We start from the raw sequence: 18,137 nt of genomic DNA, 5'->3' as shown, positions 1-18,137 counted from the left end.
GGAAAGAAACTGGATGCAGACAACACTTGCCAAAATGGCGACGATGTACCAGAATATCACCCATATCAATACGCTGGCGGAACGGTTTATTCAAAAAGCCGTACCTGTTATGGCAGCCTCGATGGGTGCCTTTTACTTGAAAAGAGGAGAAAAAACAAAAGCCGAGTTTGTCAAAATTGCCGCTTATGCGGAAGACCGCGGGAATCCGGGCCGCGAAAAATTTTCATACGGGGAAGGGCTGGCCGGCCAGTGTGCGTTAGAAAAAGAGAGCCGGATCATTACCGATGTTCCCGAAAATTATTCGCTAATTTCGACCGGTTTGGGTGAAGCGAAACCGCGCAGCATTCTGATTGCGCCTGTCATTTATGAAGAGGAAGTACTGGCGGTTTTGGAACTGGCAAGCCTGGAGGAGTTCACGCCGGCGCGGCTTGAGCTCATCAAGCAAATCAACCATACACTCGGGATGGCAATCAACAGTGTCCTGAGCAGAATGGAGGTTGAGCGGCTTTTGAAAGAATCGCAAATGATGACGGAAGAGTTGCAGGCCCAGTCGGAGGAGTTGCAATCGCAATCGGAAGAACTGCAAGCCCAGTCGGAGGAATTGCAGTCGCAGTCTGAAGAATTGCGCATGATCAATGAACAGCTTGAGGAACGGACGAAAGAAGCGGAAAAAAGAGCGCAGGAACTGGAAAAAACAAAGCATCAGTTGGAAGAAAAAGCAGAGCAGCTTATCCAGAGCTCGCAGTATAAATCTGAATTTCTTGCAAATATGTCGCATGAACTGCGGACGCCGCTCAACAGCATTCTGCTTCTTTCCGAAATGCTGGCGGATGAATCGGAAGAGGGCAATCTGACCGAAGAACAAAAAGAATTCGCCCGTGTGATCCATTCATCCGGCAGTGACTTGCTCAATTTAATTAACGATATACTTGACTTGTCCAAAGTAGAAGCCGGCAAGATGGAAATTGTCATTGAAGAGACGAACACCCGTGAATTGCCAGTGTATGTCGGCAACCAGTTTGCTTATTTGGCAGAGCAAAAAGGACTTGAACTGAAGATTGATGTCGATGATAATGTGCCGGATTTGATTTATACCGACCAACGGCGTTTCCAACAGATCGTGAAAAACCTGCTTTCAAATGCCGTCAAATTTACGGAAAATGGTTCGGTGACGTTCCGGATGCGCAAAGTGAGCGCAGAAACAGCCGGAAAATACGTGAAAACGGAAGGCGCCGATTTTTGGCTGGAAGTGGCTGTGCAAGACACGGGGATCGGGATTCCGGAAAAGAAACAGGATCTCATTTTCGAAGTCTTCCAGCAAGGGGACGGTGCGACCGGCCGCAAATACGGCGGTACGGGACTCGGTTTGTCCATTTGCCGTGAGTTTGCCCGCTTGCTCGGCGGCACAATCTGTCTCGACAGCACTGTCGGAAAGGGCAGCACCTTCATTTTGTATATTCCAAGCTTGCCGAACGGGATGACCGCTACGGAAGAAGTGCCAGCGTCGGAAAGCGAAGCAGCGCCGGCATTGCTGCATGAAGAAGATCAGCAGCAGGGCGAAGAAGAATCAGCCGATCAGGCGCTCCGAAATAAAACGGTGCTGATTTGTGACGATGACAACCGGAACATTTATGCACTGAAAAAGGCGCTGTCGAAAGAAGGCATGAAAGTGCTTGTGTCGCAAAACGGTTTCGAATGCCTGGATATGCTGGACCTTCACAAAGAGGTCGACATCGTCCTCATGGATATTATGATGCCGGGCATGGACGGTTATGAAACGATGCAAAGAATTCGGAAGAACGATGCATTTGCGGATTTGCCCATTATCGCTCTGACAGCAAAAGCGATGAAAGGCGACCGGCAAAAGTGTCTGGATGCCGGCGCAACAGATTACATCAGCAAACCGCTGAAGATGGACCAGCTGTTATCTGTCATGCGGGTATGGCTGCCGCTAGAATAAAGGCAGGCTGAGGGAAGGAAGCCCGTGAAAAAGCGGAGAGAGGGGTACGGGGTGAAGGAAGGCTGTACATTTTGCTTGCTTTCTTCACGCAGGGAAGTCCGAAAAAAATTCGTTACAGGATTTTCTTTGTAAAAAAGGCCGCAAATTTAGCCCGCTATCTTCACATAGGCATGCTTCAAGTAAAGGAAGCACGGGAAATTTTGTTGCTTTTTAGCGGCCGTTGCGAAATGAATGCCATTTCCGCAATTTCAACAAGCCCAAACTTTAGAATGATGGAGTGCAAAAAGCGTGAAAAAAAACCAACTAACGGATGAGGACATCAGGAAGCTCGAACTGGATATGCTGCTATTTGCCATTTACCGGATATCTGGCTACGACTTCCGCCAGTATGCCCGTTCTTCCATTGAAAGGCGGGTTACGCACCGGATGCGGCTCGAAAACCTGCCGAGCATCAGCGCGCTAATCGAAAGGGTGATCCATGAACCCGAATTCCTTGAAGTGCTGTTAAATGATTTGTCCATTTAAGTGACAGAAATGTTCCGGGATCCGGACTTTTTTGTCGCCTTTCGCGAAAAAGTCGTCCCGGAATTAAGGCAGTACCCGGAAATCCGGATCTGGCATGCAGGCTGCTCCTCGGGTGAAGAAGCCTATTCGATGGCCATTCTATTGGACGAAGAGGGGCTGCGCGAAAAAACGAGAATTTATGCAACTGATATGAATGAACGAGTGTTGCGCCAGGCGGAAAGCGGCGCCTTTTCGCTTCATAAAATGCAGACGTATACGAAAAATTATTTCCAAGCAGGTGGGAAACGCGAATTTTCCTATTATTACACGGCCGATGCCCAGCATGCCTATTTCAATAAGAGCCTTGCGGAAAATATCGTATTTGCCCAGCACAATCTTGTCACGGACGGTTCGTTTAATGAGTTCCATGCGATTATTTGCCGGAACGTTATGATCTATTTTGACCAAAACCTTCAGAAAAAAGTTTTGCGATTATTTGATGAAAGTTTAACGAACCGGGGATTTTTAGGGCTCGGCCATAAAGAAACCGTGCGGACAATTGATACGGAAGGAAAGTATGAGGTTTTTGACAGAGAAGAAAAAATTTACCGAAAAAAAGCATAACCATTTAAAAAACGGCGAGACACTGCGATCTCGCCGTTTTTTACTGTATTTTCGCCGGACAACCCCTATATCCCGCTTAGTAAGCCCTAGCACTTATTTTGCCTGCACGAGCACAACACACATATCATCCGGCTGTTGTTCCTGCAGTTCTTTGGCAAGGACGGTATCCAAGGGGGAAGCGGCCTTTTCTGGAGACCAAGTGGATGAAGCGAGCTGCTGCAGGATTTTCAAGCCGTCGTGGCTGTCCGAATCGAGTGCTTCCATTACGCCATCTGTAAATAAAAGGAGTTGCAGGCTCTCATGGTAACGGAGCACCTGCTTTTCCACTTTCAATTGCGGGAAGAAGCCGACAGCACATCCGCCTTCCGAAAGCGACACGACTTCCTTTTCATCCACGAGGGCAAAAGCGGGCGGGTGGCCGGCATTCACATATTCGATCGTTTTGCTGGCACAGTCGAGCACAAGGTAGATGGCTGTAAAATAATCCTGCAACCCGCCATTTTTATTCAGGTAAAGCATCAGTTCGTTTAATTTCTGCATCACCGTTTCAGGGTCTGCCTTGCTTTGCATTAAATCCCTTAATTTGGAAGAAATAAACATGCAGACGAGCGATGCCGAAATCCCGTGCCCCATCACATCGAGCAGCATGAGGCTGTAACGGTGATCATCCATTTTATACCAGTAATAAAGATCACCGGCCAGTTGATGAGCCGGTTTGTACGAAGATGTAATGGAAAGACAGTTTTCTTTTATCGGTTCGCTCAAAAGTGTGCGCTGAACCTGCATTGCAAGATCGAGCTCGTCTTTTAAATGCCTTTCCTGTTCCGCATGCCATTCTTTCTCTTCTTTCAGGCGCAGTGCTACTTTAAGGCGGGCGATCAGCTCGACTTTGTTGATCGGCTTAGTAATATAATCGATTCCCCCGGCGTTCAGTGCTTCCGCCAGCTTCCGGGCATCATCAAGCGCAGTCAGGAAAATGACGGGAATATCACGAAAAAGCTGTGACTGCTGCAGCATCCGGCACGCTTCAATACCATCGATTTCGGGCATCATAATATCCATCAAAATGCAGTCGGCAGGCGGTTTTGGCGCGTGTTCCTCATTTAGATGCAAATAAGCGAATAATCCTTTAGCCGAAGTGAAAGATACATACTGATCATATCCGGCATTTTTTAAAGTTTTTTCTATGACAAATAAATTTACTTTATGGTCATCTACAATTAAAATGGTCATGAAGTCTACCCCTTATGTAAAAAGTCCATTTCCCGCAAACTGCTTAATTTTCATTATACCGGGAAAGCCGGGTGATGAAAAATGAAACAGCTCTGCCGTTACGGTATAATAAAAAGAAGACACAGAAACTGGAGGGTTTAACCATGCAGGAATTGCAATCAATGGAAGATTTTAAAAACTTGAAAGAAAACGGGACACATATTTTTTTGTTCTCAGCGGACTGGTGCCCGGACTGCCGCTTCTTAGACCCGTTTATGCCGGAAATTGAAAAAGAATACAGCGATTATACTTTTGTCCATGTTGACCGCGATAAATTTTTGGATTTATGTGCGGATCTTGATGTATACGGGATCCCGAGTTTTGTCGCATTCCGGGACGGCAAGGAAATCGGCCGTTTCGTCAGCAAAGACCGGAAAACAAAAGAAGAAGTCGAAAAATTTATCGAAAGCCTTGCCTGAATCATAGATGATCAAGCCGCATTGAACGCGGCACCATCCGAATGCATACGCATATTTTCAGGAAAGACAAAAAGCAGGCCGAAATCCCCCTCTTTGCGGACGGGGGATTTTTCCTAAGCTGGGGGATAAAGGAGGTGCCAACCGGAAAATGGATACGAAACAATTAAGACGGGAGCTGGAAAAAAGGCTGGAGAAAAAAGGACGGATTTTTTCCTATGACCGTGAAAAAGATGTACTTCGGGTCGAAAATGAAGACACACACCAGGGACTCAATATTTCCCTGCCGGAGATTGCCGCCAAATGGGCTACCCAAAAAGAAGAAGCGATTAAAGAAGTTGTCTATTATGCGGAAGCAGCGCTCGGTGTAATGGGGAAAAACCATTCGCTTAATGGCCGGGAAAAAAGTATTTTTCCTGTGATCCGGTCCACTTCTTTTCCAGAAGAAGCTCCAGGAGGCATCCCGTTTTTAACCGATGCGCACACGGCCGAGACGCGCATTTATTACGCGCTTGATCTGGGGAATACGTACCGGTTGATCGATCTTCAAATGCTGGAGCGGGAAGAGTGGAGCCCGGAACAAATTCGGGAAACGGCGCGGTTTAATTTACGGTCGCTTTCCACGAAAATGAAAAAAGACACTGTCGCAGGGAATGATTTTTATTTCTTGAACACGAATGATGGCTATGATGCAAGCCGGATTTTAAATGAAAAGTTATTGCAGGAAATGTCCGAGAAAACGGAAGGGGAAATGGTTCTTGCTGTTCCCCATCAGGATGTTTTAATTATAGGTGACATCCGCAATGAAACAGGTTATGATATAATCGCGCAAATGGCGATGAATTTTTTTGCAAACGGCCATGTGCCGATTACTGCCCTCTCATTTTTATATCAGGACGGCGAATTGGAGCCGGTCTTTATTTTGGGCAAAAACCGGAAGTCTTGAAAGGAGTACGTTTCGTTTATGAATGTTTTTTACAACCGCGAAGGCATCGGCGATACATTGATTGTTATGATCAAAGACGCGGAGCATGCCGCTTATGAAAAGAGAGGCACGGTTGCCCGCATTTATGATGAAAAGACAAAAGAAACAGCCGGGTTCAATATTTTTGAAGCATCCCGGTACGGCGCGTTTGAAGGAAGCGCCCCCGTGAAACTGACGGAAGCTTTACTCGACAAGCTGAACGGAATACTCGCCGAAAACGGGTTCGATGAAAAACTGGACGCCGACTTGTCCCCGAAATTCGTTGTCGGGTATGTAAAAGAAAAGGAAAAGCACCCGGATTCTGATCATTTAAGCATCTGCCAGGTTGACACCGGTGCTGAGACATTGCAAATTGTCTGCGGCGCGCCGAATGTGGAAGCCGGGCAAAAAGTTGTGGTTGCAAAAACAGGCGCTGTTATGCCGAACGGGATGATCATCAAAGATGCCGTGCTGCGCGGCGTGGCTTCAAGTGGCATGATCTGCTCGGCGCGTGAACTCGGGCTCCCGAATGCACCGCAGAAAAAAGGCATCCTTGTGCTGGACGGGCAATACGAAGTCGGAAGCGAATTTCCGCTGCCGGAATAAAAAGCCGGATGCCAAAAAAAGGGCTGCATCACGCGGGATGCGGCCCTTTTTCGCTTATCTTGATCCGTTCGGAAAGACACGCTGAATGATATCGTTAAACTGGTTAAAAAATCCTGAAATCGGGCGGCCGTTTCGGATGTCATTGACGTAATCACTCATCTGGTCAAAGAAATCCGGATTTTCGGAAATGTACACATCATTGATCGATGGATCGGTTTGCTTGACAACTTTCGAAATTTTGTTTTTCAGTTTTTTGTCAAGTTTGTCGTTGTTTTGGTTCCTTTCCAGTAAGACAGCCACATAAGCATTGTCATTCGTGGCGATGACACGCGCTTGTGCTACCTCTTTTAAATTCTCAATGCTGCGCGCAATACGGTTGGCCACCCGGACGTTATTGTTGTTATTATTGTTGTTGTTGCCGTTGCCGTTATTGTTCGTCAAATTGGCGTTGTTGATCCCTTGTGTACCCCGTGTATTATTTGTCAAATCAGCGCCATTATTGCCGTTTGTTCTTCCTGTATTGTAACGGACATTATTGTAACGCACATCATTATTGTCGGCTGTGTCGTTATAGCGTACAGGCCGTGCATTGTTGCGGTTGCCATTATTGTCGCCAGCACCGTTATTGTTTCCGCATCCCATCAACAGCCCGGATGCAAGCCCGATGCCGAGCAATGCTTTTGCGATCTTCAATCCATTCCCTCCTTCAAAAAAATAGTATCACTCATAATGTGCCTAACCCCGATTTTTTTATGCCGGCATGCCTGTGTTAAAAAATCCCTCGAAAAACATGTGTTTCCTTTGTATAATGGAAGGTGAGAAGAATTTTTGAAAGGCTCTTCGGACGCATGAGCAAAGGAAAGAGTGATGAATTTGAGCTGGATTAAAAAAATGGCAAAATATTTTAAGGATGAAAACGTGCACGAAGAGGCCCCGGAACAACCCGGGCTTTACCAGGCACGCCCGGACAAAATAGATACTCGTGTGGCTTATCATTATCCGAAAAAACAGTTTCGTTTTCCTGTAATTCCGGATCAGGAAGGGGCGCGCCGGAAGACGGCTGAAAAACCGGAAAAGCAGCGGCCACGGGCAAAAAAACATCGTCCCGAGCCACAGTCTGAACGGAGCGAAAAAGTGCAAAAAGGCCATCCTTTCCGGCCGACGGATATCCCGTCCCCGGTCTTTGGATTTAAACGGCCGACAAATGATTCTGCGCAGGAAGAAACAACAGTGTTGGAATACGAGCTGGAAGATCATTACAAAAAGGATATCCGTCTCTTGGATATGGCGAAACTGCAGCAATTGCTTGATTTTGCAGAAAATCCGGGCACGGACGGCGAACGGAACCTGACAACACCTGAACACGGCATGGCGGATCAATTGTTCGAAGAGAAAAAAATGGATTTACCGGCAGATCAAGCCGGGCGCGCAACAGCGGATCAGGCGGAAAAGGGCGAACCTGTCCAAACGGAAACAGGGCGCGGCGAAGATTCACCAGGTGCGGCAGATGAAGCCACAGGAACGCCGGAATCCGAAGCAGCATACAGGCTGGGGAGAACCGGCACAATTCCGTCTGATGAATCGGAACAGCTGACAGCGGAAATGCCGGAATCCGGCCCGGCAAGTGTGCTGCCAAAAGAGGATGCGGCGGCCGTTTCTCCGGAAGCAAGTACGGCGGACCTTGCAAATGAACCGGAAACCCCTTCGTCGTATGCTTCGGAAAAAACCGACGCCATCCAGGTAAACGAACCAGAACAGCAAAACGCAGGAACACTGGGATCCGACCCGGCAAGTGACCCGGCAAAATCGGAAGAGACTCCGGCATCCGCTTTGGAGAACATGGAGCCAGAACAACATAGCATGGGCACGCCGGAATCTTTAGCAGCAGGCATGCTGGAGAAATCCGGCATAAGCCTGGCAGATGAGCCGGAAACAGAGAAAGCTACTTCGGCAAGTGAACCGGAAAAAGCCGAAACCGATCCGGCAAACGAACCGGAAAAAGGGAATGCCACGGCCATTTCTCCGGAAGAACCCGGCACAAACCCGGCAGATGAATCGGAACAGCTAAAAGCGAAAACGCCGGGATCCGATTCGGCAAGTGTGCTGCCAAAAGAGGATGCAGCGGCTGTTTCTCCGGAAGCAAGTACGGCGGCCATTGCAAGTGAACCGGAAAAAGCTTCCTCGTCATATGCTTCGGAAAAAACCGAAGCCATCCTGGTAAATGAACCAGACCAGCAAAACGCAGGAACACTGGGATTCAATCCGGCAAGTGAATTGTCAAAAGAGGATGCCGCCGTTTCTCAAGAGGCAAGCATGGCGGACCTTGCAAATGAGCCGGGAACCCCTTCGGCATATGCTTCGGAAAAAACCGAAAAAAATGCAGGAAATGAACCGGAACAGCGGCATACGGAGATGGCGGGCACTTCTCCGTCATCCGGCGAAGCAACAAAAACGGAAAGACGCCCGCGAAAGCATCTGCCGTTTAACGTGCTGATGCTGAAACAGGACCGCCGGAGGATCACAGAAAAGAAAGAGGCCCCGGGTCCCCGGCCGGAACAAGAAAATCCGGCCGAAAACAGCGGTGAAAAACCGTTTTCTTTCCCGTCGCTTTCGTTGCTGGAGCCGCCGGTGAAGCAGACCCGGGATGAGGAGTGGATCAAAGAACAAAGCTATACGCTGGATGAGGCACTTGAAAATTTCAATGTCCGCGCGAAAGTGGTAAACGCAAGCCAGGGGCCTTCCGTCACCCGGTTTGAAGTCCAGCCTGAACCGGGCGTAAAAGTCAATAAAATCACCAATCTGAACGACGACTTAAAATTAAGCCTCGCTGCGAAAGATATCAGGATCGAAGCGCCGATTCCGGGCAAGCATACGGTCGGCATTGAAATCCCGAACTTGAAAAGCCGCCCTGTCCGTTTGCGTGAGATCATCGGTGATCCCGTATTTCAAAACAGCAAATCTCCGTTGACGGTTGCGATGGGCCTGGATATTTCGGGGAAACCGGTTGTAACCGACCTGCAAAAAATGCCGCACGGGCTGATTGCAGGCGCCACCGGATCGGGAAAAAGCGTCTGTATCAATTCGGTGCTTGTTTCGCTCCTGTATAAAGCGGCGCCGCAGGATTTGAAACTGCTCCTGATCGACCCGAAAATGGTGGAGCTTGCGCCATATAATCAAATTCCGCATCTCGTCAGCCCTGTCATTACAGATGTCAAAATGGCAACAGCGGCATTAAAGTGGGCGGTTGAAGAAATGGAAAGGCGTTATGAATTGTTTGCCCATGAAAGTGTGCGCGATATTCACCGTTATAATGAAATGGCCGTCCGTACCCGCAGGTTTTCCGAAAAGCTGCCGTATATTGTCATTGTCATCGATGAGCTCGCTGATTTAATGATGACCTCACCGGGGGATGTCGAAGATGCCATCTGCCGGATTGCACAAAAAGCGCGCGCCTGCGGGATTCACCTGATTCTGGCGACACAGCGGCCGAGCGTGGATGTCATTACCGGCTTAATCAAGGCCAATATCCCGACGCGCATTGCTTTTTCCGTCTCTTCACAGGTCGATTCGCGCACCATTATTGATATGAGTGGGGCGGAAAAACTGCTAGGCAAAGGGGACATGCTGTTTTTGGAAAACGGCACTTCCAAACCGGTCCGGCTGCAGGGCACTTTTGTGAGCGACCGTGAAATCGACGATGTTGTGTCATCTGTAAGGGAAACTGCAGAGCCGGAATATTTGTTCCAGCCTGAAGAATTGCTGAGACAAACGGAAACGGGCGAAGAAGAAGACGAGCTTTTTCCCGACGCCTGCGAATTTGTCATTCACCAGGGCGGGGCGTCCACGTCACTTTTGCAGCGCAATTTTCGGATCGGCTATAACCGGGCCGCCCGTCTGATTGATATGATGGAGCAGCAGGGGATTATTTCCGGGGCGAAAGGAAGCAAGCCGCGGGATGTTTTAATAACGAAAAGCGAATTTATGCAAATGCAGGAAGCGGAAAGCAGAGAGTGATCGTTTTTCCTTATAGCCGGCAGCTGTTTTGGCAAGGATAGAGGAAAAAGGGCATGCGGAATGCGGATGTGCGCTGCCCTTTCCGGCTTCCGGCGGGCTGCGGGCAAAATTCCGTTTTTTCATGTTCACGGCTGCCTGGAAATGATATAATGATGGAGTATGAATTTTTTATGATGGGCATGAAGGCAGCCGTATAAAGCCTGTATAGCTGCTATGGAAACATGCCTTATCGCACATGGCGGGTTTTTATCATATACTGCATACATATAGACAGTGTTGGAGGTTCTATTATGACTGTATACCATTTCGTAGGGATTAAAGGATCGGGCATGAGCGCACTGGCACAGATCCTGCATGACATCGGATACGAAGTGCAGGGGTCTGACGTGGAAAAGCGCTTTTTTACCCAGCAGGCATTAGAAGATGCTGGCATTAAGATCCTGCCTTTCAACCGGGAAAATATTCACCCCGGCCTGACGGTGATTGCCGGCAATGCTTTTCCCGATACGCACGAAGAAATTGATGAAGCGATGAAACGCGGTATTCCTGTGATCCGTTACCATAAATTTCTCGGTGAGTTTTTGAAAAATTTTACGAGCGTTGCTGTAACAGGCGCGCACGGTAAAACATCGACTACCGGGCTGCTTGCCCATGTCATGCATGAGATCAAGCCCACTTCCTATTTGATCGGGGACGGAACGGGAAAAGGGGTTCCGGGAGCGGAATATTTTGTATTTGAGGCGTGTGAATACCGGCGCCACTTTCTTTCCTACCATCCGGATTATGCGATTATGACCAATATTGACTTCGACCATCCGGATTATTATGCGAACATTGACGATGTCTTTTCCGCCTTTCAAGAAATGGCACTGCAAGTCAAAAAAGGCATCATCGCTTACGGGGACGACGAGCAGCTGCAAAAAATCCAGGCGAAAGTGCCGGTTGTTTTTTATGGCTTTGAAGAAGGCAACGATTTTCAGGCAAGAAATATTGTGACGGAGCCGCAAGGAACGAAATTCGATGTGGTGGTCCGCAATAATTTTTATGGGACGTTCGAAATTCCCTCTTTCGGGAACCACAACGTGCTGAATGCGCTTGGGGTCATCGCCCTCTGCCAATACGAAGGCATCGAAAAAGAAGCGGTTGAAACGCATTTAAAAACATTTCACGGGGTCAAACGCCGCTTTACGGAAAAAGAAATCGGCACGCAAATCATCATTGATGACTATGCCCACCATCCGACTGAGATCAAGGCAACCATTGATGCCGCGCGGAAAAAATATCCGGAAAGAGAGCTTGTCGCCGTATTCCAGCCGCATACTTTTAGCCGCACGCAGGCATTTCTTACAGAGTTTGCGGAAAGCTTAAACCTTGCAGACCGGGTTTTTCTGTGCGATATTTTTGGCTCGGCGCGCGAACACCACGGGAAGCTTTCTATTTACGATTTGCAGGAAAAAGTCAGCGGATCTCAAATTATCAAGGAAGAGGACATGTCCCCGCTTCTTGGCATTGAAAACAGTGTCATTCTCTTTATGGGTGCCGGGGACATCCAAAAGTACCAAAAGGCATACGAAGCATTGCTGCAAAAGCATGTAAGCCGGTAAGGCAAAGGCATTGTCCGAAAAACAGGCGGGCAATGTCTTTTTTTGTTATAAGATTTGTCAAGCAGAAAATGTTTCCATTTTTGTTGGCACAAGGCGGCCGTTATGCGAAAATAAGGATGGTACCCGCAAAGATTTCAACCCCATAGTTTAAGGAAGGCGATTTGGGGTAATTTTATTGTACATGGAGGTGGTAACGAAAGATGAAAATCATCCTGTATTTAAGCGTGGCGCTGATTGCTGTTGCATTCCTTATTCTGGTCATCGCCCTGACGAAGACATTGAAATCATTAAGCAAAACATTGGACAACTTGTCGGATACGGTAAAGGGCCTTGAAGGGCAGATGCACGGCATTACAGAGGAATCAACAAAATTACTGGAAAAAACGAATGTGTTGGTTGAAGACATCGAGCATAAATCGGAAAGGCTGAACAGTGTCGTCTATGCCGTGGAAGATATCGGTGTTTCCGCCCAGCAACTGAGTCAGGCGCTGCGTAAAGTCACAACATCGATTGCTTCGGCCGTCAGCAAAAGGCAGGACAAAATTGCACAGGCCGTGCAATGGGGCGCTGCGCTGAAGGAAATAAAAGATAGATGGTCGGGTAAAAAAGGTACAGGCACAGGCACGAATGAAACCCATCCTGTCCATGCCAAAGACCCTGTCCCGAAACACCTTCTTGAAGAACCGGTCCGCAATGATGAAAGGCTGCTCCAACGGGTAAGAAATTCATAAACTTAAGGAGGAATTTACATGTCTGAAGAACAAATGTCCACGAAAGATTTTTTGACTGGTGCAATTGTCGGTGGTGTTGTCGGTGCTGCAGTAGCGCTTATGCTGGCGCCGAAATCGGGGAAAGAACTTCGGGAAGACTTAAGCGGCCAGGTGGAAACCATTAAAGGAAAAACAGACGGCTGGCGCGAATTTGCGACCGAAAAAGGGACCCAGCTCGCTTCGCAGGCTGCTGAAAAAACAAAACAAGTCCGCGATTTTGCCGTGCAGAAAGGCAGCCAGCTGAAAGACAGCGCCGTTCAGACCGCGCAGCAGGCAAAAGATAAAGCACAAACGGATATGGAAAATGTGAATCAACAAAGTTCAAATTCAGGCAGTTCCTCATCGGTCGGTGAGTAAGCGCAAAAAAAAGCGGCATATCAGCCGCTTTTTTTGTGCTTTTCAGACAGGAAAACAGAACAAGAAGGATGATACGCGCCAAACGACAGCCGCTCTTTGTGCGTTTTTTTTCAGATGGAGCGGTATAATATGAATTGAAGTTTTTCACGACATAATCAATTACGATCAGGATGGACATGGCGACTGGCAAAACGAAAAGAAAGAGGGAACGTTTTTCCGAGAAAAACATATAAAACTATAACAGGACGGGTATTGCTTTAGCACATAAAAGCGTTTATCCGATAAAGAATTTTTTCGTGACTTTTTAAAAAGAATCGATTATAATAAGTGCTAATCACTTGTAAGCTTCTATGGTAATAGACGCCGGCAACAAAATGAGATAAGGATATTGACAGAGAGGATGAGAGGTTCGTGGGGAACAGAGAGCTTGAACAATTGCGGAAAGAAGTTGAAGAAGTAAACTTAAAGCTGCTGGAGCTGATCAACAAGCGGGGTGAGCTCGTCCAGGAAATCGGGAAACTGAAAGAAGCTCAGGGTGTAAACCGCTATGATCCAGTTCGGGAACGTGAAATGCTGAATGCCATTAAAGAACATCACGATGGCCCGTTTGAAATGTCTACCATTGAACATTTATTTAAAGAGATCTTTAAAGCGGCCCTTGAACTGCAGGAAGATGACCATCGGAAAGCATTGCTCGTTTCGCGGAAGAAACAGCCAGAAAATACAATTGTTGATATTAAAGGCGAAAAAGTGGGCGACGGCAACCCGTATTTTGTATTCGGCCCGTGTTCGGTTGAATCGTACGACCAGGTTGCGGCTGTTGCGGCATCCGTAAAAGCGAAGGGGCTGAAACTGCTTCGCGGCGGCGCTTACAAACCGCGCACCTCTCCGTATGATTTTCAGGGGCTTGGACTTGAAGGCCTGAAAATTTTAAAACAGATTGCCGATGAATATGATCTCGCTGTTATCAGTGAAATCGTGACACCTGCTGATCTCGAAAAAGCGGTCGATTACCTCGATGTCATCCAAATCGGCGCGCGCAATATGCAGAATTTCGAGCTGTTGAAAGCGGCAGGTTCCATCCAAAAGCCGATTCTCTTAAAACGCGGACTCGCGGCAACGATTGAAGAATTTATGAATGCCGCTGAATATATTATGTCAAGAGGAAACGGACAGATTATACTTTGCGAACGGGGCATCCGGACGTACGAACGGGCGACCCGCAATACGCTCGATATTACGTCGGTGCCGATTTTAAAACAGGAAACGCATTTGCCAGTATTTGTGGATGTGACCCATTCGACAGGGAGAAGGGATTTGCTCCTTCCAGCTGCCAAAGCGGCGTTTGCGATCGGAGCGGACGGTGTCATGGCGGAAGTGCACCCGGATCCGGCAGTCGCACTTTCGGACGCAGCTCAGCAAATGGATTTGAAACAGTTCGATGCATTTTATCAGGAAATCCAATCCGCTTTGCCGGCGAAAATATAAGGATCAGCATCCGGCCTTCTGCCTTGCAGAAGGTTTTTCTTTGTGGGGGATTTTTCCGGCCGTGTGGTGGCGTCGTCCTGTCATTTTTAAACGCAAGAACATCGAATGGCGGATAAACTAGGGATTGTTGAATAAGCGAAATTCCTTCACGTAGACGGTCTCTAGGTAAAGGAATGCCATCGTTTTTCGCGCCTTCTTAACATAGACGGGTTCTAAGTGAAGGAATGCCTTCATATTAGCTTGCTTTCTTAACGTAGACGCGCTCTAAGTAAAGGAATCCATCCAAAGTTCAGGCAGCCACGGCTAAGGAAGCGGGCAATATTCCAGCAAAAGCTCAAATTGGCCAAAATTCCGCTGTCATGTTGCTGCATACGGCACGAAAGAAGCGGCGCCAACGTCCAGACGTCGTCTTTACCCCTAAAATTCTTTGTGAAGAATGTGGCAATTTTGTGTCAAACCTTGCAGGAAGTTTTTGCCTGGCTTATCATATATGGTATAATGAGAAGTCTAATGAACCGATAGAAGTGTCGAACGCGATCGTGTTTGGGCATTTTTTTGTACGATACACCAGAGGAAAAAGCCTTACATTTCTATGTTTAAGACAGGCTGAATGGTGAAAACTATGAACAGGACTTGTATATTGGAGAGTGATTGAAAGATGAATATTACGATTTATGATGTTGCCCGTGAAGCCAACGTTTCCATGGCAACGGTGTCGCGGGTTGTTAACGGAAACCCGAATGTGAAACCGACAACAAGGAAGAAAGTGCTCGAAGTGATCGACCGGCTCGGCTATCGCCCGAATGCGGTTGCACGCGGCCTCGCCAGCAAAAAGACGACAACCGTAGGCGTCATTATCCCGGATGTGTCGAATATGCTGTATGCGGAACTTGCCCGCGGGATTGAAGATATCGCAACGATGTACAAATACAATATTATTCTAAGCAATTCCGACCAGAATAAGGAAAAGGAACTGCGCCTTTTGAACACGATGCTCGGCAAACAAGTGGACGGCATTGTGTTTATGAGCGGGAATATTACGGAAGAGCATATTGAGGAATTTGAAAAATCTTCTGTTCCGATCGTACTCGCCGGGTCGATTGAACCTACGGGAAAAATTCCGTCCGTTAATATCGATTATAAAAAAGCGACAATTGAAGTGATCAGCGAATTTGTCAAAAAGGGACATAAGGAAATTGCATTGGTAATCGGGCCGCTGCATGATGCGGTCAACCGCGAATTGCGCCTGGAAGGATACAAAGAAGCGCTCCGTAATGCGGGCATCGAATTCGATGAGGATTATGTTCTGGAAGGGGACTATACATATGATTCCGGCATAGAAGCATGGCAACGGCTTCAGGAATTGGACAAGACCCCTACTGCCGTGTTTGTCGGAAACGATGAAATGGCACTCGGCGTAATCCACGGCGCCCTTGATGCCGGTGTTAACATTCCGGAACAGCTGGAAGTCGTTTCTTCCGATAATACGCGTCTCGCTGAAATGGTGCGCCCGCAGCTGACTTCCGTTGTCCAGCCGTTGTATGATATCGGTGCTGTTTCAATGCGGCTTTTGACGAAATACATGAACAAAGAAACCGTAACGGAAAACCAGGTCATCCTGCCGCACCGTGTGGAATACCGGAATTCGACAAAATAAAAAAGCAGCATGGGCGTAAACGGTAACGCTCACCATTGAAACGAATAGAATGAATAAGGCCGGTGCTGCCAGAATGATCTGGCAGGGCCGGCTTTTTATTTTGTCTGTTTAATGAATTGCAGCAACCGGTTCAGCACAAGCCGGTTTTTTTCTTCAATTTCCGGTTTGCGCGGGATCGGGCGGTATAAACCTACCGGGTCGTCCCATCTTTCAGGCAGGGGGTAGGGGGAGATTTTTTGCCATTTTTCAAGCCATGCAGTAGGGATCTCTCCGCTTCCGCCTTCCCTTTCCGCCATTTCCAGCCAAATGAGCGACCAGGCCCGCGGCACGACCCGCCAAATGTCATAGCCGCCCCCGCCAGTTGCAATCCACCGGCCTTCACAATATTCGTGCGCCATTTTGTGGGCCAGTTTCGGAATTTCGCGGTAAATGTTCATCGTCGCGGACAAATGGGTGAGCGGGTCATAATAATGGGCATCCGCCCCGTTTTGCGTGACCAGTACATCCGGCTTGAAGTATGCTGCGATTTCTTCCAATGCTTTTGCATAACATTCCAGCCATGATTCGTCTTCTGTAAACGCATCCAAAGGAATATTGAAAGAATAGCCATATCCTTTTCCCGTTCCCCATTCGTTAACATTGCCGGTGCCAGGGAAAAGGTAACGGCCCGTTTCGTGGATGGAAAACGTACAAACATTTTCATCATCGTAAAAAGCCCACTGCACGCCGTCACCGTGGTGGGCATCCGTGTCCACATAAAGAACGCGCGCGCCGTATTGTTTGCGCAAATATTTAATGGCAATTGCCGTATCGTTGTAGATGCAAAATCCGGAAGCTTTGCCGCGGAATCCGTGATGCAGCCCGCCGCCAAGGTGCAGAGCATGCCGCGCCCTCCCCGACATCACTTCTTCGGCTGCCTGCAATGTACCGCCGGCGATTAAAGCGCTCGCTTCGTGCATATTCGGAAAAACGGGGGTGTCTTCTGTCCCGAGCCCGTAATTCTCTGCTTTGACCGGATCAAGTTTTCCATGCCCGGCCAGTTTTACGGCTTCCACATATGACGGGTCATGGATGAGCAACAGTTCCTCATCAGTAGCTTTCCGTGGTTTGACAATATCCTCCCCACTCAAAGCCCCGATCGCTTCGAGCAGTTCTTTAACCAATTGGAGCCGCATCTGGTTAAACGGGTGGTCATCGCGGAAACGATAAGCCAGCAAATCGGTGGAATAGACGAAAACAGCATCTTTCATCGCGGCATCCCCGGCATATTTGGCCAGAGTACTTCATAGCCGGCCTCCTTCAAATGCGTAATGAGGGACACCGGGTTCATCGTGCTGACCCGGAACACGAGCACACGGTTTTCCTCATTTTTACGGTCGGGGTAAATCAGCACACTTAAAATATTCAGATGATGTTCGTATATGATTTCGGTGATATCGCGCAGGATGCCGGTCCGGTTGCGGGCGCGGATTTCAATCTGCGAACTCGGATGTCCTGCGCCGGTCAGATCTACAAAAGTCTGAAGCAGATCGGTCCCTGTCACAATTCCGACCAGCTGCCCGTTTTCAAGAATCGGCAGGCAGCCGATCCGGTTGTCATTCATGAGCGCGGCAATGTCTTCGATAAAATCGAGCGGATGCCCTGTCAAAAGGTCCGTTTTCATAATTTTTTCAAGCGGCAGCGAAAGTTTTTCCAGCTGCTCGCCTGGGAAAAACGGATTGGGCGCCACTTCCTTGATGTCCCGTTCGGTGACGACGCCGCACAGTTTGCCGTTTTGATCGAGTAGCGGGATATGGCGGATCTGCTCCTTCTGCATCAATTTTAGCGCGTCTTGTACGGTATGCCGGGGTGACAGCGTCTTGACGTCTTTTTGCATGATTTCTTCCACAATCATCTTTACC

The 18,137-nt window shown here is 48.2% G+C and carries 14 protein-coding genes and 1 pseudogene; 11 read left to right on the top strand and 4 right to left on the bottom strand.

Going from position 1 to position 18,137, the window contains the following annotated elements:
- Window positions 1–13: 13 nt before the first annotated feature.
- Together NST70_RS11085 and NST70_RS11080 are read left to right on the top strand one after the other, a co-directional pair.
- Window positions 14–1,960 (top strand): response regulator, encoded by a 1,947-nt coding sequence (locus NST70_RS11085; protein WP_342475057.1) that lies wholly within the window; start codon window positions 14–16, stop codon window positions 1,958–1,960.
- 339 nt (window positions 1,961–2,299) lie between these two features.
- Window positions 2,300–3,088 (top strand): annotated as a pseudogene (locus NST70_RS11080) (protein-glutamate O-methyltransferase CheR).
- A 93-nt stretch (window positions 3,089–3,181) separates the two neighbouring features.
- Here NST70_RS11080 and NST70_RS11075 read toward each other — a convergent pair.
- Window positions 3,182–4,321, bottom strand: a complete 1,140-nt coding sequence (locus NST70_RS11075) for a fused response regulator/phosphatase (protein WP_014097686.1) — start codon at window positions 4,319–4,321, stop codon at window positions 3,182–3,184.
- 143 nt (window positions 4,322–4,464) lie between these two features.
- Here NST70_RS11075 and NST70_RS11070 point away from each other — a divergent pair, with 143 nt between their 5' ends.
- The 3 genes from NST70_RS11070 to ytpR all read left to right on the top strand — a co-directional run bounded on the left by NST70_RS11070 (window position 4,465) and on the right by ytpR (window position 6,346).
- Window positions 4,465–4,779: a thioredoxin family protein gene (locus NST70_RS11070; protein ID WP_014097687.1), complete on the top strand. Its 315-nt coding sequence runs from the start codon at window positions 4,465–4,467 to the stop codon at window positions 4,777–4,779.
- A 148-nt stretch (window positions 4,780–4,927) separates the two neighbouring features.
- Window positions 4,928–5,722 carry a DUF1444 domain-containing protein gene (locus NST70_RS11065; protein ID WP_017550264.1) on the top strand — a complete coding sequence of 265 codons (795 nt, stop codon included), beginning with the start codon at window positions 4,928–4,930 and terminating at the stop codon, window positions 5,720–5,722.
- A gap of 18 nt (window positions 5,723–5,740) precedes the next feature.
- Window positions 5,741–6,346, top strand: coding sequence for a YtpR family tRNA-binding protein (gene ytpR, locus NST70_RS11060; protein WP_342475055.1), 606 nt, complete (start codon window positions 5,741–5,743; stop codon window positions 6,344–6,346).
- A gap of 54 nt (window positions 6,347–6,400) precedes the next feature.
- Here ytpR and NST70_RS11055 read toward each other — a convergent pair whose 3' ends face one another.
- Entirely contained in the window at window positions 6,401–7,039 is a 639-nt protein-coding gene (locus NST70_RS11055) for a YhcN/YlaJ family sporulation lipoprotein (RefSeq protein WP_014097690.1), read from the bottom strand.
- 174 nt (window positions 7,040–7,213) lie between these two features.
- Between NST70_RS11055 and NST70_RS11050 the strand changes: the two genes are divergently transcribed.
- The 6 genes from NST70_RS11050 to ccpA all read left to right on the top strand — a co-directional run bounded on the left by NST70_RS11050 (window position 7,214) and on the right by ccpA (window position 16,236).
- Window positions 7,214–10,360: a DNA translocase FtsK gene (locus NST70_RS11050; RefSeq protein WP_326244238.1), complete on the top strand. Its 3,147-nt coding sequence runs from the start codon at window positions 7,214–7,216 to the stop codon at window positions 10,358–10,360.
- Between the two features lie 290 nt (window positions 10,361–10,650).
- Complete coding sequence (gene murC / locus NST70_RS11045) at window positions 10,651–11,964, top strand: UDP-N-acetylmuramate--L-alanine ligase (protein ID WP_014097692.1); 1,314 nt, start codon at window positions 10,651–10,653, stop codon at window positions 11,962–11,964.
- Between the two features lie 200 nt (window positions 11,965–12,164).
- Entirely contained in the window at window positions 12,165–12,695 is a 531-nt protein-coding gene (locus NST70_RS11040) for a DUF948 domain-containing protein (protein ID WP_014097693.1), read from the top strand.
- Window positions 12,696–12,713: 18 nt separating this feature from the next.
- The gene (locus NST70_RS11035; RefSeq protein WP_014097694.1) at window positions 12,714–13,091 is read left to right on the top strand and encodes a YtxH domain-containing protein; all 378 of its coding nucleotides are present in this window, start codon (window positions 12,714–12,716) and stop codon (window positions 13,089–13,091) included.
- 411 nt (window positions 13,092–13,502) lie between these two features.
- Entirely contained in the window at window positions 13,503–14,579 is a 1,077-nt protein-coding gene (locus tag NST70_RS11030) for a bifunctional 3-deoxy-7-phosphoheptulonate synthase/chorismate mutase (RefSeq protein WP_014097695.1), read from the top strand.
- 658 nt (window positions 14,580–15,237) lie between these two features.
- Window positions 15,238–16,236 (top strand): catabolite control protein A, encoded by a 999-nt coding sequence (gene ccpA, locus NST70_RS11025; RefSeq protein WP_035184303.1) that lies wholly within the window; start codon window positions 15,238–15,240, stop codon window positions 16,234–16,236.
- Window positions 16,237–16,331: 95 nt separating this feature from the next.
- Here ccpA and NST70_RS11020 read toward each other — a convergent pair whose 3' ends face one another.
- Both NST70_RS11020 and NST70_RS11015 read right to left on the bottom strand, forming a co-directional pair.
- On the bottom strand, window positions 16,332–17,486 hold the full coding sequence (locus tag NST70_RS11020; RefSeq protein ID WP_014097697.1) for an acetoin utilization protein AcuC: 1,155 nt from the start codon (window positions 17,484–17,486) through the stop codon (window positions 16,332–16,334).
- The gene (locus NST70_RS11015) at window positions 17,483–18,130 is read right to left on the bottom strand and encodes an acetoin utilization AcuB family protein (RefSeq protein WP_017550268.1); all 648 of its coding nucleotides are present in this window, start codon (window positions 18,128–18,130) and stop codon (window positions 17,483–17,485) included. Before NST70_RS11015 ends, NST70_RS11020 begins: the two co-directional genes overlap by 4 nt.
- Window positions 18,131–18,137 lie beyond the last annotated feature (7 nt).

It is taken from the genome of Weizmannia sp. FSL K6-0777, assembly GCF_038593185.1.
Taxonomy (GTDB): domain Bacteria; phylum Bacillota; class Bacilli; order Bacillales; family Bacillaceae_C; genus Weizmannia; species Weizmannia faecalis.
Note: the sequence above shows the minus strand (reverse complement) of the source record. Positions and strands in the feature narration are given on the sequence as shown.